A 13,104-nucleotide genomic window follows, 5' to 3' on the forward strand; every position below is an offset into this window, starting at 1 on the left:
CGGAGCTTTATCATGTTGCATTGGTTCACATATGGGGCATCGCAGGTGTTGAGCAAGGTGCGCGTGGCGGCTGTGTGTCTTTGCACAGTGACGGCCGCGCAAGCCGAACCTGTCGAGATCCTTGCACTGGGTGACAGCCTGACCGCCGGGTACGGCCTGATCGATCAAGAAGGCTTCGTTCCGAAGATGCGGACCTGGCTTGAAGAGCAGGGACTGGATGTTCGGCTGGTCAACGCAGGCGTGTCGGGCGACACCACCGCCGGGGGGTTGTCGCGGGTCGCATGGTCGCTGACGCCATCGACCGACGCGCTGATCGTGGCGCTGGGTGGGAACGACCTGTTGCGCGGGTTGGATCCGTCCGTGTCCCGCGCCAATCTCGAAGGTATCCTGAAAGTGGCGCAGGAGAATGATCTCGACGTGCTTGTCGTGGGAATGGAGGCGCCCGGAAACTACGGCCCGGAGTACAAGGCCGAATTTGACGCAATGTACCCGGAATTGGCCGAAGACTACGGTGCGCTGTACTTCCCCCGCTTTTTCGAAGGGCTGTACAGCGTCGGCGAAACGCCTGCCGAGTTGCGCGAGGTCATGCAGTCGGATGGCATTCACCCCAATGCCGAAGGCGTGGACCTGATCGTCGAGGCGATGGGACCGGCGGTGGCAGAGCTGGTCGAGCGCGCGTCGGACTGATGCCGGGTCGGCTGTTCCTTACCCGCGATGTGGGCGAGCTAGCCGCCATTGCGGGTGTGGATGCGCCGGAGACGAACCTGCCGCGCCGCAATATCCAGCCGGGGCAGGAAATACTGACCCTGACCTTGGAGGGCTTCCAGCACATGCGCTGGGGTATGATTCCGTCGGGACGCAAAAACGCGCGGGGGCGGCCGGTGATGGAAACCATCATCAACGCACGATCCGAAACCGTATTCGATAAAACCGCCTTTGACGACATGCGCCGCGCGGTGGTGCCGGTGGATGGCTGGTACGAGTGGACCGGGGCCAAGGGGCGCAAAACCGCTTGGGCCATCACAACCAAGGATGGGCGCCCTTTGTGGTTCGCGGCGATCTACGATGTCTGGAACGGTCCGGGCGGAGTGTCGGTGCCACAAGTGGCCACGCTGACCTGTCCACCCAATCGCGATGTGCGTGACATTCACGATCGCATGGGCGTGTTGCTCTCGCCTGAAGACATCAAGCTATGGCTGACGGGCGACCCGGACGTCGCCCGCAGCTTGTTTCGGCCTTGGCCTGATGGTCGCCTTTCGGTGTCCGAAGCCAAGGATGTGGACTGGTCTCAGCCCTGATCGAAATCAGGCAAGCGCGATGTTGACCGCGGATTCCCGACCGTCACGACCCGCTTCGAGATCGTATGTGACCTTCTGATCATCCGCGAGGCCGGTCAAGCCGGACCGCTCGACCGCGGAAATATGTACGAAGACATCCTTGCCGCCGCCTTCGGGCGCAATGAAGCCGTAGCCTTTTGTCGTGTTGAACCATTTGACGGTGCCAGTGGCCATCCGTTCTACTCCTGTCTGTCTTGTCTTCCGCCGGGCAAGAAGGCGCGACGGGCGCGGTCAGTCAAAATCGCTTAACTGAGCCGTGTCGGAGCAGTGGTCGAATTTGGTAACTTTGCGCAACAATTCTTCGGGTGATTCCAAACGTGACGCAAGGGAAAATGGGGGTCGTCGCATTGATGTGAGACGGGCTTGCCTTGGGTCTGATGCGCCCCATGTTTTACTGACATTTGACCACGGGGAGAGTGAACATGTCAGGGATGGATGCACGGATGGCCGCAAAAGAAGAACAACAATCGCTCGATGCGCGCTACGCCGAAGCACGTGCCGAAATCGAGCGTAACCGTCTGATCGAAAACGGACAATCCGGCGCACTCTTGTTCGCGGCCATGGCCTATGGCGAGGCGATGGAAGAGAACAAGCTGTTCCGCACCGCATCGCATTGGGCAAAGCTTGTTTGCATCGCAGCGGTGTTCATCATCCCCAACCTGCTGGTCATTCACGTCCTGCTTTAACACCCAAAGGCATCGGCAGTTTTTTGCACGCGGGTCCGGGTTCGGTCCCGCGTTTACCCCTCTGCGGTCTCAGCTTGGCATAGGCTGGCCGCGTACAGCGTCAGCGCCGTGAATGTCAGGGAGGTGAGCAGGAACACGATCAGCGCGGTTGACGCAAGCGTGCCGATCATCAAGGCAAAGGCCGCTGCGACCCAGCCCAGGACGCTTCCCGCAATGAATGTGATTGCCGCCATGCCAAAGCCCCTTTGTCCCAGTTAGCACGCTCATTCTTAACGCCCGATTAAAGGCTGCGGATCGTGCAAGCAGTGTGGCGGCGCAGTGGAAAACCGGTGGCCGTTCTGGCGCGGCCACCGATGTGGGATTGGATCAGAGAACCGTGACCACCGTTCCGATGGGCACACGTTCGTAGAGGTCCATGACGTGTTCGTTCAACATGCGGATACAGCCGTTCGACACGGATTGACCGATCGACCTTGGCGCCGTTGTGCCGTGGATGCGGAAGAACGTGTCACGTCCGTTCTGGAACAGATAAAGCGCCCGCGCGCCGAGCGGATTGTTGGGGCCACCGGGTTCGACGTAGTCGTTGTCGACGAACTCGGAATAGGTCTGCGGCTCGCGCTCGATCATCTCGTCCGTCGGGCGCCACGTGGGCCACTCCTTCTTGACGGCGATCTCGGCGGTGCCGGTGAATTCGAGCCCCGCACGGCCCACGCCGACTCCATAGCGCCGCGCCACACCGGGCTGGGTCACATGATACAGGAAATGGGCGCGCGGCAGGATCAGGATTTGACCGGGCGCGACATCGGATTTGATGCGCACATTCTGCGGGCGATAGATGGGATCGATCTGAAAGCCTTGTGCGGTTGCAAGACTGGGCACAGCCAGTCCGGCAGCCGACGTGGCCAGGAAATGACGTCTGGAGAACATTGGCAGCACTGGTCCTTCTGATTCACGGCGTGCGTGGTGAAACGCGTCGGCAAGTTTGCCATCGCTAGGAGACGAAACAAACAAGGCGACGCCGGGTTTCGTCGCAAAACCGGAAAAAATGCGACACAAAGGTCACAAACGAGGGGGGGGTCACCCAAAGGTGACCGTTTCGTTGCCCAAAACAACCCGGCCCAAAGAAAAACCGCCCGGACGCGGAAGCGTCCGAGCGGCTGTCGATCCGAAAATCGGTGTTGGCTTACGCCAGCGCGAGGTTGATGGCGCTTTCGCGACCGTCACGGCCCGCTTCGATGTCGAAGGTCACCTTCTGATCGTCGCTGAGACCTGTGAGGCCAGACCGCTCAACAGCGGAGATGTGGACGAAAACGTCCTTGGAGCCGCCATCGGGTGCGATGAAGCCGTAGCCTTTGGTGGTGTTGAACCATTTCACTGTGCCAGTGGCCATGTGAAGTTTCCTTGTGTTGTCCGTTGCCCACGACATGCGGCAACCCGGCAAAGTCACGTCTGGATCGAAAGCTGCGTGCCGGTGTCGGAAAACAGAAGGTCGAATAGAAGATCGTTAGCGCGACTCCTATGACAGAATGCGGCATGCCTGGCAAGGGGCGGCTCTCTCGACGGGCGAAAATCCGCGGGAACCTTCGCGGCACATGCGCGCTTTTCCTGACAAAGGAAAGGACGGCGAAACATGTCATCATCGAAATCGAAAGACCAGATCTGGGACGAATGGACCGAACTCGTCAACATGACCAAATCCGAGCTGGAAGAGTGGCTGGACACCGAGGAATCGAAATCCGTCGGCGACAGCGATTCCGGCGAGAGCACGGGCCACAAGTCGGGCCGACGGATCATCGAGATCAAGGACACCCGCAAGGACGACCTGACCGATGACCAGTGGGATCACATGGCGACTGTGGTCGGCTACGTGAAGCGCCACCTGTCCCAAGGCGGTCCGGACGACGATGTGAAGCACTCGGCATGGCGCTATTCGCTGATGAACTGGGGCCACGATCCTTTGAAGGAGGACGGATCATGAGCTCGGCCAAGAAAACCGATCCCGATCTCTGGGAAGAGGTCAAAGAGGAATTCATGCAATCCGACAAGGGCGGCGACCCCGGCCAATGGTCGGCGCGCAAGGCGCAACTGGCCGTGCAGGAATACAAAAAGCGCGGTGGCGGGTACGAAGACGATGGCCCGGACCAGGAAGACACCGATCTTCACGAATGGACCGAAGAAGACTGGGGCACGAAGTCGGGCGACACCTCAGACAACACCGGCGAACGGTACCTTCCCAAGAATGTGCGGATGCTGCTGACAGAAGACGAGTACGCACGCTCGACCCAGAAGAAGAAGGACGGCGCTCAGCAATTTGTCGATCAGCCGGACGACGTCAAAGACAAGGTGTCCTACATCAAGGAAAACGGCCCGACCAAAGACATGCTCATGGAACGTGCGCAGGACCTCGGCATTGAGGGCCGCTCCTCGATGGACAAGGACGAATTGCTCGACGCGATCGAAGACGCCACTGACGAAAACGGTCGCGGCAAGGGGTCCGTCGCCGCTTTGGAGCAAAAGTCCAAGGATGAGCTTTACGAGATGGCGCAAGAGCGGGACATCGACGGTCGGTCCGACATGACGAAAGACGAGTTGGTCAAGGCTCTGTCGGACGGGTGATGTTTGAACCTGTTCCTCTTGCAGAGACCACGTTCCGCCATCATATAGAAATTGTGGAATATATGAACGGAGGCCCGTCATGGCTGGCAAGAAACTCACCTGTCTCGACTGCGGTCAGGTCAATCGCGTGCCAGAGGACCGTCTTGACGCGGGCCCCAAATGCGGCACCTGCGGCGCGGCTTTGATGCCCGGCAACGCGATCGAGGTGGATTGGCCCAAGCTCCAAAAGGCGGCCCGCACGGACGAGGTGCCCTTGGTGGTCGATTTCTGGGCGCCTTGGTGTGGCCCGTGCAAAATGATGGGCCCCGAATTTTCCAAGGCCGCCGGGACGCTGCAGGGTCGCGCGCGACTGGTGAAACTGAACACCGAGGACTTCCCGCAATCCGGCCAAACCTACGGTATCCGTGGCATTCCCACGATGATCCGCTTCGTCGGTGGCCGTGAAACCGCCCGGCAATCGGGCGCTATGCGGGCGGATCAGATCGTGGGTTGGGTGGGGTGAGTTGACGCCAATTTGACGATCCTCGGAGCGAGCTAGGCTCGCGTTCGGTAATTGGCGCTGGCGTCCATGCGCAATTCCGGTCTTCGCACACGCCTGACCTTTCAGGGGCAGCGCGCAACCGGTGGCCGGACTGTCGCCCGGCCACCGATTGTCTTATCTGGCGAACTTCTTGAACTTCACTCGCTTCGGCTCAACCGCATCCGGTCCCAAGCGGCGTTTCTTGTCTTCTTCGTAATCTTCGAAGTTTCCTTCGAACCATTCGACATGCGCGTCGCCTTCGAAGGCCAGAATGTGCGTGCACAGACGGTCGAGGAAGAAACGGTCGTGAGAGATGACCACGGCGCAACCCGCGAAGGCTTCGATGGCGTCTTCGAGCGCGCGGAGAGTTTCGACGTCCAGATCGTTGGTCGGTTCGTCGAGCAGAAGCACGTTGCCGCCTTCTTTCAACAGCCGCGCCATGTGCACACGGTTGCGTTCACCCCCGGACAGCAGCCCGACCTTTTTCTGCTGGTCGCCGCCCTTGAAGTTGAACGACCCGCAATAGGCGCGCGAATTGACCTCGGCATCGCCCAGATTGATGATCTCTGCCCCGCCGGAAATCGCCTCCCAGACGGTGTCGTCCGGGTTCAGGTCGTCGCGCGACTGATCCACGTAAGCGAGTTGTACGGTATCACCGTACGAAACGTCCCCTTCGTCCGGTTTCTCCTGCCCGGTGAGCATCTTGAACAGCGTCGATTTACCCGCCCCGTTTGGACCGATCACGCCGACGATGCCACCTGGTGGCAGGCTGAATGAGAGGTCCTCGATCAGGAGCTTGTCGCCCATCGCTTTCTTCAAGCCATTGACTTCAATCACTTTTGACCCAAGCCGCGGGCCGTTCGGAATGACGATCTGCGCCCGCCCGACACGTTCGCGTTCGGACTGCCCGGCCATCTCTTCGTAGGCCTGAATACGCGCCTTCGATTTCGCCTGCCGCGCCTTCTGCCCCTGCCGCATCCAAGCAAGCTCGCGCTCCAACGTCTTCTGCTTGGCCTTGTCCTCGCGCGCTTCCTGTTCAAGCCGTTTGGCCTTTTGTTCCAGCCACGCGGAATAGTTGCCCTCGTAAGGAATACCGCGCCCGCGATCCAGTTCGAGGATCCAGCCCGTGATATCGTCCAAGAAGTAGCGGTCGTGTGTAACGATCAGAATTGTGCCTTTGTATTCAACGAGATGGTTCTGAAGCCACGCAATGGTTTCCGCGTCGAGGTGGTTGGTCGGTTCGTCGAGCAACAGCATATCAGGCGCTTCGAGAAGCAGCTTGCACAAGGCAACACGGCGTTTCTCACCGCCCGACAGCGTGGTGACATCGGCCTCGTCCGCAGGGCAACGCAACGCCTCCATCGCGACGTCGATCTGGCTGTCCAGATCCCAGAGGTTGTTGCTGTCGATCTCATCCTGCAACGCCGCCATTTCGTCAGCGGTTTCATCGCTGTAGTTCATTGCCAACTCGTTGAAGCGATCCAGCTTGGCCTTCTTTTCGGCCACCCCCAGCATCACGTTTTCACGCACGTTCAGCGACGGATCGAGCTGCGGTTCCTGCGGCAGATACCCCACCTTCGCGCCCTCGGCGGCCCAGGCCTCGCCCGAGAAATCGGTGTCGAGACCAGCCATGATCTTGAGCAGCGTCGATTTACCCGCGCCATTGACACCCACAACACCGATCTTCACGCCGGGGAGGAAGTTCAAGTGGATGTTTTCAAATGTTTTCTTGCCACCGGGATAGGTCTTGGACACCCCGCTCATGTGGTAGACATACTGGTAGGAGGCCATGATCGCGTTCCTTTGAATTTCGGTTTTGCCGAGGGATACACGCGCAGGCGGAGCCGTGCAATCGCGCGTGTTCAGGCTTTGTTTGGAATTGGGTGCGAGACTGTGCGGATTATTGATCCGAGGGGTGATTCACGCCGTCATGCCAGCCGATTGGCTCATAATCCTTGGGGTTTACGCCCTCTATGCCGCCCATGTTGACGCCGTATTCATCGGGGTCAGACCGGCGCCGGTGATGCGTGTAAATCCCGCAGGTCTTGCAGAAATAGTGTTTCGCCGTATGGGTGCCGAACGAATAAAGCGTGAGGTTCTCAGCGCCCTTGATCACGGCCAGGTCGGTCTTGTGCACAGACGCGGTCGGGGTCCCCCGGCGGCGGCAGTAGGTACAATCACATCTGCGTGCCGCCTCCAACCTTTCGCGAAGCCGAACCGAAAGCTCGACCGCGCCACAGTGACAGGTGACTTTAAGCGTATCGTTCATTTGCGCCGGACTTTCGGAATGCGGGTCCGCGACAGCGCGTATGTCGCTTCCGGATGCGGCGGATGGCCTTCGGTCCGTGACCAGAACGCAGGTCCTCCAAGGCGCAGCCACAGCGGGATTGTCAGGGCGAGGCCGATCACGAAGCCGCCGACATGCGCCCAATAGGCAACGCCGCCTTCATCGGCCGCCGTGCCGAAACCACCGAAGATCTGCATCGCGAACCACAGCCCCAGCATGATCCAGGCCGGGATGGGAATGATGCGGAAGATGATCACGATGATGATCAGGATGTCGACCTTGGCTTTCGGAAAAAGGAGAAGGTATCCGCCCATCACACCAGCGATCGCACCCGAAGCGCCGACCGTGGGAACCGGAGAGCCCGGGGCGCTGATGTAGTGAATGAACCCTGCGCCCAAGCCTGCCGCCAGGTAAAACAGCAAAAAGCGCACGTGGCCCATTTCGTCTTCGATGTTGTCGCCGAAGATGAACAAGAACAGCATGTTGCCGATCAGGTGCATCCATCCGCCGTGCAGAAACATCGAGGTGAAAAACCCGCCGAACCCCTGGCCCTCGCTGACGAGGGCGGGGATCAGGGCGTAGTCGAAGTAAAAGCGCAGGATCTGCTGATCGCTTTGCATCAGCGGCCAATAGCTCAGGAAAATGCCCACATTCGCGACGATCAGCGCGTAAGTGACATAGGGCGTGCGGCCGGACGGGTTGTGATCGCGGATTGGAAACATGCCGCGACAGTTGTGGCAAAGCGGCGGCGCGTCAAGCCGCACCGCTCAGCAGTTGTGCGTTTCCGCCCGACGCGGTTGTGTCCACGCAGACATGGCGTTCCTGGCAGACATGCCCGGTGTCCGGCAAGCCCGTGATCAAGGGCAGGATCGGGCCGTCGCGAGCGGACAAAACCTTGCGCACTGCGCGCGCCGTGGTCTCATCCCCCCACCAAAGCACCCCGTGGACGGGCAGGTCAGTGAGCCAATCCGCGTCAATGTTGCCTTGCGCGGTGATCGCGACGCCGCCAAGGGTTTCGACCGCCTGCGCCTGCGCCTTCACCGCGTCCTGTCCGGGCCCGAGGCACAAGATGGGTCCGCGCGCCAATGTCGTCAGGACGTTCGATTCGCCAGTGGGGCCGGGCAGCGCGGTTTCCTCGACGGGCACATCGGTCTTCGCGGCTTTGGCCACCTTGACCAGACGACCGCGATCATCGGTGGTTGTCCAATCGCCACCATTCTGCGGCGCGGGATGTTTGCGGAACCGTGCGAGGTAATTCGGTCCACCAGCCTTGGGTCCTGTGCCGGACAGGCCTTCGCCGCCGAAGGGCTGGCTGCCGACGATGGCTCCAATCTGGTTGCGGTTGACATAGATGTTCCCGGCTTCGATCCGGTCCGAAATATGTTGCACCCGGTCGTCGATCCGCGTTTGCAATCCGAAGGTGAGGCCATAGCCGGTGGCGTTGATCGCATCGATCACGGTGTCGATATTCTTGGCCTTGAAGGTCGCGATATGCAGCACAGGGCCGAAGATTTCCCGCTCCATTTCGGCGATGCCATCGACCTTGATCAGCGTCGGAGGCACGAAGGTGCCGCCACCGGGCAGGGACAGACGGTGAAGCACGCGCCCATCGGTTTCGGCCGCGTCGATGTAGGAGATGATGCCGTCCCGCGCCTCAGCGTCGATGGCGGGGCCGACATCGGTGCCGTAGGTCCACGGATCGCCGATCACAAGCGCGTCCATCGCGCCGGTCAGCATCTCGATAAACGATTTGGCAATGTCTTCCTGTACATAAAGGCACCGAAGGGCCGAACAGCGTTGGCCCGCCGACTGGAAGGCGGATTCGACGATGGCCTGCACCGCCTGTTCGGGCAGGGCAGTGCTGTCCACGATCATGGCGTTAAGACCACCCGTTTCCGCGATGAGCGGCGCGCCGGGATCAAGGTGGTCGGCCATGCTGCGATGGATGATCTGCGCTGTTTCGGTGGAGCCTGTGAAGGCAACGCCTTTGACCGCGGGGTTCGAGGTGAGAGCCGCACCTACGTCGCCCGCGCCGGGCAAAAGCTGCAACGCGCTGCGGGGTACACCAGCCTCGTGCAGCAGGGTTGTTGCGCGATGCGCGATCAGCGGCGTCTGTTCGGCGGGTTTGGCCAAGACGGCGTTGCCCGTGGCAAGGGCGGCGGACAACTGGCCGGTAAAGATGGCAAGGGGGAAGTTCCACGGACTGATACAGGCAAAGACACCTTGCGGGTCAGGCCCTTCGGCGCAGGCGGCATAGTAGCGCAGGAAATCCACGGCTTCGCGCAGTTCGGCGACCGCGTCCGGCAGCGACTTGCCCGCTTCGCGCGCCAGAAGTGCGAACAATTCGCCGTAGTTCGCTTCATAAAGGTCCGCGGCGCGGTTCAGGACCGCCGCGCGTTCGCTGGCCGGTGCCGCCCATGGCTCGGCCGATGTGCAGGCGGATGCCGCAGTTTCCGCACTGGCCCAGGTGACGTGCCCCACGATATCGCCAGGACGTGCCGGGTTAATGACCTTGTCTGTGCCTGCCGTTTCGGCCTGCTGCGCAAGCAGGGGTGCCGCCGTCCACTGCGTTGACGCAAAGGGCCGACGCGCCTCTTCAATCGCGGTGCGGGTGGGGCGGTGCGTCAGATCCCAGCCTTTCGAGTTCGGCCGCTCCGGCGCGAAAAGCTCGGGCCCGGTCGGAAGCTTGGGTGTGGGCGTCGCATCGAACGGGTCCGCCGCAACTTCGGACGCGGGGACGTCTGTGTCGACGATCTGGTTCACGAACGAACTGTTGGCCCCGTTTTCAAGCAGCCGCCGCACGAGATAGGCCAGCAAATCGCGATGCGCGCCCACAGGCGCATAGATCCGGCAGCGCGTGCCCTCGGCGTCCTTGACGATGTCGTGCAACGCCTCACCCATGCCGTGCAAACGCTGGAATTCAAAGGACGTCCGGTCCTCTGCCATATGCAGGATGGCTGCCACCGTATGCGCATTGTGCGTGGCGAATTGCGGGTAGATTCGGTCGGTCATGCCAAGCAGCTTGCGCGCATTGGCGATGTAGCTGATGTCGGTGTGGTGCTTCGCGGTGAAGACCGGAAAGGCGGGAAGGCCCACAACCTGCGCGCGCTTGATCTCGGTGTCCCAGTAGGCGCCCTTCACCAACCGGACCATGATCTTGCGATCCAGCCGCGTGGCAAGGTTGTGCAACCAGTCGATCACGTGTCCCGCGCGCTGCCCGTAGGCCTGCACGACAACGCCGAACCCATCCCATCCCTTGAGCGACGGCTCGGACAGGACCGCTTCGATCACGTCGAGAGAGATCGACAGGCGGTCTGCCTCTTCCGCGTCGATGTTCAGCCCGATCCCCGCAGACCGCGCCAGCTGCGCGAGGGTCCGAAGGCGCGGCACCACTTCGTCCATCACGGTGTCGTGCTGCGCTTCCTCGTAGCGGGGATGAAGTGCCGACAGCTTGACCGAGATGCCGGGATTGTCGCGGATGTCCTTCGATTTTGCTGCCTCGGCAATGGCACTGATCGCGCGGGAATAGGACAGATGGTAGCGGCGCGCGTCGGTTTCGGTGCGCGCGGCTTCGCCCAGCATGTCGTAGGAATAGGTGTAGCCTTTCGCTTCCATCTTGGACGCCCGCGTCATGGCGGACTGGATGGTTTCGCCAAGAACGAATTGCGCGCCCATCTCCTTCATGGCGCGACCGACGGCGGTGCGGATCACCGGCTCGCCCAGCCGCTTGATCGCCCCGCGCAGATGACCAACGGGGCCGGGTGCATCGTCCTGCAACACCTTCCCGGTCAGCATGAGCGCCCAGGTCGAGGCGTTCACAAGCGGCGAGGTGCTTTCGCCCAAATGGCTGGCCCAGTTCGAGGGTGCGATCTTGTCTTCGATGAGCGCGTCGATGGTGGCAGCGTCCGGCACGCGCAAGAGTGCTTCGGCCAGGCACATGAGGGCAATGCCCTCTTCGGTCGAAAGACCGTATTCGCTCAGGAACACTTCCATCAGGCCGGGCCGGGAATCCTCGCGGATGGCGGTGACGAGCTTGGTCGCGCGGGCCTTGATGGCATCACGATCCTCTTGCGTCAGCTGCGCCGCGCCGCGCAACCGTTCTAGAACGCGCGCCTCTTCGGCATAGGTGTTTTCGTCAATCGCGGGACGCAGGTTTGGTATCTCATCACGGGGCATGGAAATCTCCGGTCATTTGCCCTAATCTAGCGGAGTTTTCGAAGTTCAAGCGTCGTATTCAGCGGAGATCGCACAGCGTTTGGACTGATTTTTCGCGATTGGGCAGGCTAAATGGATATCAGTGACCTCGATAGATTCGACAGGGCCATATTACAGGAAATGGCGCGGGACGGGCGTGTGTCGATCACCGAGCTGTCACGACGCATCGGGCTGTCGAAATCTCCCACACAGGCGCGGCTGCGGCGGCTCGAGGAAGTGGGGGCGATCCAGGGCTATAGGGCCTTGCTTGACCCGATCCGATTGGGGCTGGATCACATCGCGTTTGTCGAAGTGAAGATGACCCAGACTCGCGAGGCCGCTTTGTCTGCGTTCAACGAGGCTGTGGCCAAAATCCCCGAGATCGAACAGGCGCATTTGATTGCGGGAAATTTCGATTATCTGCTGAAAGTGCGCACCGCGAATATGCGCAGTTATCGCAAGGTGCTTGCGGAAAAGATTTCGACCCTGCCGCATGTCGCGGCGACCTCCACCTATGTCGCCATGCAGGCGGTCAAGGAAGAGACCTTCGGCAACGTGGCTTGACCGGCGTTCGAGAAGGCTACCTAATACCTCATGCGGTATTTAATTTATGTTCTCGCCTTTGTTTCCGCCCACAGCGCGGCAGCGGATGGATGCCCGGTCGCTCCGGATCATTCCGGGGAACTGGATCGCTTGTATTCGGAAGTGCAAAGCGCCCCGAACGAGATGGTCGCGCGGGCCTATTCCGATCAGATGTGGGACTTGTGGCTGGAGGCCCCGGATGAGCCTTCTCAGATGATGCTGAACTCGGCGCTGAGCGCGATGCGCGTGGGCGATTACCTGCGGGCTATGGAGCGGTTGGATACGCTTGTCGGCTACTGCCCTTTCTATGCTGAAGGCTACAACCAACGCGCTTTCGTTCACTTCTTGCGCGGCGATTTCGAGGCGGTCCTGCCGGACGTCGACCAAGCGATTAGCCTTAATCCAAGGCACACCGGAGCGTTGGCTGGCAAGGCGCTGACGCTGATCGAGCTTGGACGCAATGAAGAGGCGCAGGCCGTTTTGCGGGAGGCCGTTGCGCTGAATCCCTGGCTAAATGAGCGGTTCCTCATCATAGAGCCCGAAGGCGACGATCTGTAACGCAAGCCGTTGCGCGGCATGTCACGGAAAACATTGTTTTCACCGGTGACGCCCGCTAGGGATAGCGGCATGCGGGCGTGATGGAATGGTAGACATATCGGACTTAAAATCCGAAGGCCCTAGCGCCGTGTGGGTTCGAGTCCCACCGCCCGCACCATCCTTGATCGGACTACCGTCGTTCTCCATTTAAAACGGCTACTGCTGTCATGCTTGCCAGCCGGTATCGCGATATCTCCAACCGCTGACGTTCTGCGCTGTCCAGTTTGCTTAAATTTTGTGCGATATCTTGGCTTGCCTTGAAATCTTGCACGCCTGACTTGACAG

At 60.6% G+C, this 13,104-nt stretch carries 16 protein-coding genes and 1 tRNA gene; 9 read left to right on the forward strand and 8 right to left on the reverse strand.

From position 1 onward, the window contains the following. The first annotated feature begins 12 nt into the window (after nt 1-12). Together Q1B16_RS01870 and Q1B16_RS01875 are read left to right on the forward strand one after the other, a co-directional pair. A complete protein-coding gene (locus Q1B16_RS01870; protein WP_299784360.1) occupies nt 13-687 on the forward strand; it encodes an arylesterase in 675 nt (224 codons plus the stop codon). Further along, nucleotides 687-1,298 carry an SOS response-associated peptidase gene (locus Q1B16_RS01875; RefSeq protein ID WP_299784362.1) on the forward strand — a complete coding sequence of 204 codons (612 nt, stop codon included), beginning with the start codon at nt 687-689 and terminating at the stop codon, nt 1,296-1,298. The genes Q1B16_RS01870 and Q1B16_RS01875 overlap by 1 nt, the downstream gene beginning before the upstream one ends. 6 nt (nt 1,299-1,304) lie before the next feature. On the opposite strand, the gene Q1B16_RS01880 is transcribed toward Q1B16_RS01875, so the two are convergent. Beyond that, on the reverse strand, nt 1,305-1,511 hold the full coding sequence (locus Q1B16_RS01880; protein WP_299784364.1) for a cold-shock protein: 207 nt from the start codon (nt 1,509-1,511) through the stop codon (nt 1,305-1,307). Between the two features lie 248 nt (nt 1,512-1,759). Between Q1B16_RS01880 and Q1B16_RS01885 the strand changes: the two genes are divergently transcribed. Then, nucleotides 1,760-2,023, forward strand: a complete 264-nt coding sequence (locus Q1B16_RS01885; protein WP_299784366.1) for a hypothetical protein — start codon at nt 1,760-1,762, stop codon at nt 2,021-2,023. A gap of 53 nt (nt 2,024-2,076) precedes the next feature. Here Q1B16_RS01885 and Q1B16_RS01890 read toward each other — a convergent pair whose 3' ends face one another. The 3 genes from Q1B16_RS01890 to Q1B16_RS01900 form a co-directional block, all read right to left on the reverse strand. Then, entirely contained in the window at nt 2,077-2,256 is a 180-nt protein-coding gene (locus Q1B16_RS01890; RefSeq protein WP_299784368.1) for a hypothetical protein, read from the reverse strand. A 133-nt stretch (nt 2,257-2,389) separates the two neighbouring features. Beyond that, nucleotides 2,390-2,950: a L,D-transpeptidase gene (locus Q1B16_RS01895; RefSeq protein ID WP_299784370.1), complete on the reverse strand. Its 561-nt coding sequence runs from the start codon at nt 2,948-2,950 to the stop codon at nt 2,390-2,392. A gap of 256 nt (nt 2,951-3,206) precedes the next feature. Then, nucleotides 3,207-3,413 carry a cold-shock protein gene (locus Q1B16_RS01900; protein ID WP_299784372.1) on the reverse strand — a complete coding sequence of 69 codons (207 nt, stop codon included), beginning with the start codon at nt 3,411-3,413 and terminating at the stop codon, nt 3,207-3,209. A gap of 240 nt (nt 3,414-3,653) precedes the next feature. On the opposite strand from Q1B16_RS01900, the gene Q1B16_RS01905 reads away from it, so the two are divergent. The 3 genes from Q1B16_RS01905 (at nt 3,654) to Q1B16_RS01915 (ending at nt 5,141) form a co-directional block, all read left to right on the forward strand. Beyond that, entirely contained in the window at nt 3,654-4,001 is a 348-nt protein-coding gene (locus Q1B16_RS01905) for a DUF3140 domain-containing protein (protein WP_299784374.1), read from the forward strand. Continuing rightward, nucleotides 3,998-4,639: a Rho termination factor N-terminal domain-containing protein gene (locus Q1B16_RS01910; RefSeq protein WP_299784376.1), complete on the forward strand. Its 642-nt coding sequence runs from the start codon at nt 3,998-4,000 to the stop codon at nt 4,637-4,639. The genes Q1B16_RS01905 and Q1B16_RS01910 overlap by 4 nt, the downstream gene beginning before the upstream one ends. Nucleotides 4,640-4,718: 79 nt before the next feature. Continuing rightward, complete coding sequence (locus Q1B16_RS01915) at nt 4,719-5,141, forward strand: thioredoxin domain-containing protein (RefSeq protein WP_299784378.1); 423 nt, start codon at nt 4,719-4,721, stop codon at nt 5,139-5,141. Between the two features lie 153 nt (nt 5,142-5,294). Here the strand turns inward: Q1B16_RS01915 and ettA are convergent, their stop codons facing one another. The 4 genes from ettA to putA all read right to left on the reverse strand — a co-directional run bounded on the left by ettA (nt 5,295) and on the right by putA (nt 11,622). Beyond that, on the reverse strand, nt 5,295-6,950 hold the full coding sequence (gene ettA / locus Q1B16_RS01920) for an energy-dependent translational throttle protein EttA (RefSeq protein ID WP_299784380.1): 1,656 nt from the start codon (nt 6,948-6,950) through the stop codon (nt 5,295-5,297). A 109-nt stretch (nt 6,951-7,059) separates the two neighbouring features. Continuing rightward, entirely contained in the window at nt 7,060-7,428 is a 369-nt protein-coding gene (locus Q1B16_RS01925) for a GFA family protein (RefSeq protein ID WP_299784383.1), read from the reverse strand. Further along, nucleotides 7,425-8,168, reverse strand: a complete 744-nt coding sequence (locus Q1B16_RS01930) for a rhomboid family intramembrane serine protease (protein WP_299784385.1) — start codon at nt 8,166-8,168, stop codon at nt 7,425-7,427. The genes Q1B16_RS01925 and Q1B16_RS01930 overlap by 4 nt, the downstream gene beginning before the upstream one ends. Before the next feature lie 31 nt (nt 8,169-8,199). Further along, the gene (gene putA / locus Q1B16_RS01935) at nt 8,200-11,622 is read right to left on the reverse strand and encodes a bifunctional proline dehydrogenase/L-glutamate gamma-semialdehyde dehydrogenase PutA (protein ID WP_299784387.1); all 3,423 of its coding nucleotides are present in this window, start codon (nt 11,620-11,622) and stop codon (nt 8,200-8,202) included. Between the two features lie 111 nt (nt 11,623-11,733). On the opposite strand from putA, the gene Q1B16_RS01940 reads away from it, so the two are divergent. The 3 genes from Q1B16_RS01940 (at nt 11,734) to Q1B16_RS01950 (ending at nt 12,937) form a co-directional block, all read left to right on the forward strand. After that, on the forward strand, nt 11,734-12,204 hold the full coding sequence (locus Q1B16_RS01940; protein ID WP_299784389.1) for an Lrp/AsnC ligand binding domain-containing protein: 471 nt from the start codon (nt 11,734-11,736) through the stop codon (nt 12,202-12,204). A 30-nt stretch (nt 12,205-12,234) separates the two neighbouring features. Then, the gene (locus Q1B16_RS01945) at nt 12,235-12,780 is read left to right on the forward strand and encodes a tetratricopeptide repeat protein (RefSeq protein ID WP_299784390.1); all 546 of its coding nucleotides are present in this window, start codon (nt 12,235-12,237) and stop codon (nt 12,778-12,780) included. A gap of 71 nt (nt 12,781-12,851) precedes the next feature. After that, nucleotides 12,852-12,937 (forward strand) — tRNA-Leu (locus Q1B16_RS01950). Nucleotides 12,938-13,104: the final 167 nt, after the last annotated feature.

The sequence above is a fragment of the uncultured Marivita sp. genome, assembly GCF_947488135.1.
Classification (GTDB): Bacteria; Pseudomonadota; Alphaproteobacteria; order Rhodobacterales; family Rhodobacteraceae; genus Marivita.

What these genes read in the sequence shown, in the direction of transcription:
- Q1B16_RS01875 (WP_299784362.1), top strand. Translation starts at nt 687, where the DNA reads ATGCCGGGTCGGCTGTTCCTTACCCGCGATGTGGGCGAGCTAGCCGCC.
- Q1B16_RS01915 (WP_299784378.1), top strand. Translation starts at nt 4,719, where the DNA reads ATGGCTGGCAAGAAACTCACCTGTCTCGACTGCGGTCAGGTCAATCGC.
- Q1B16_RS01925 (WP_299784383.1), bottom strand. Translation starts at nt 7,428, where the DNA reads ATGAACGATACGCTTAAAGTCACCTGTCACTGTGGCGCGGTCGAGCTT.
- Q1B16_RS01890 (WP_299784368.1), bottom strand. Translation starts at nt 2,256, where the DNA reads ATGGCGGCAATCACATTCATTGCGGGAAGCGTCCTGGGCTGGGTCGCA.
- Q1B16_RS01910 (WP_299784376.1), top strand. Translation starts at nt 3,998, where the DNA reads ATGAGCTCGGCCAAGAAAACCGATCCCGATCTCTGGGAAGAGGTCAAA.
- Q1B16_RS01905 (WP_299784374.1), top strand. Translation starts at nt 3,654, where the DNA reads ATGTCATCATCGAAATCGAAAGACCAGATCTGGGACGAATGGACCGAA.
- Q1B16_RS01930 (WP_299784385.1), bottom strand. Translation starts at nt 8,168, where the DNA reads ATGTTTCCAATCCGCGATCACAACCCGTCCGGCCGCACGCCCTATGTC.
- Q1B16_RS01900 (WP_299784372.1), bottom strand. Translation starts at nt 3,413, where the DNA reads ATGGCCACTGGCACAGTGAAATGGTTCAACACCACCAAAGGCTACGGC.
- ettA (WP_299784380.1), bottom strand. Translation starts at nt 6,950, where the DNA reads ATGGCCTCCTACCAGTATGTCTACCACATGAGCGGGGTGTCCAAGACC.
- putA (WP_299784387.1), bottom strand. Translation starts at nt 11,622, where the DNA reads ATGCCCCGTGATGAGATACCAAACCTGCGTCCCGCGATTGACGAAAAC.
- Q1B16_RS01885 (WP_299784366.1), top strand. Translation starts at nt 1,760, where the DNA reads ATGTCAGGGATGGATGCACGGATGGCCGCAAAAGAAGAACAACAATCG.
- Q1B16_RS01870 (WP_299784360.1), top strand. Translation starts at nt 13, where the DNA reads ATGTTGCATTGGTTCACATATGGGGCATCGCAGGTGTTGAGCAAGGTG.
- Q1B16_RS01940 (WP_299784389.1), top strand. Translation starts at nt 11,734, where the DNA reads ATGGATATCAGTGACCTCGATAGATTCGACAGGGCCATATTACAGGAA.
- Q1B16_RS01880 (WP_299784364.1), bottom strand. Translation starts at nt 1,511, where the DNA reads ATGGCCACTGGCACCGTCAAATGGTTCAACACGACAAAAGGCTACGGC.
- Q1B16_RS01895 (WP_299784370.1), bottom strand. Translation starts at nt 2,950, where the DNA reads ATGTTCTCCAGACGTCATTTCCTGGCCACGTCGGCTGCCGGACTGGCT.
- Q1B16_RS01945 (WP_299784390.1), top strand. Translation starts at nt 12,235, where the DNA reads ATGCGGTATTTAATTTATGTTCTCGCCTTTGTTTCCGCCCACAGCGCG.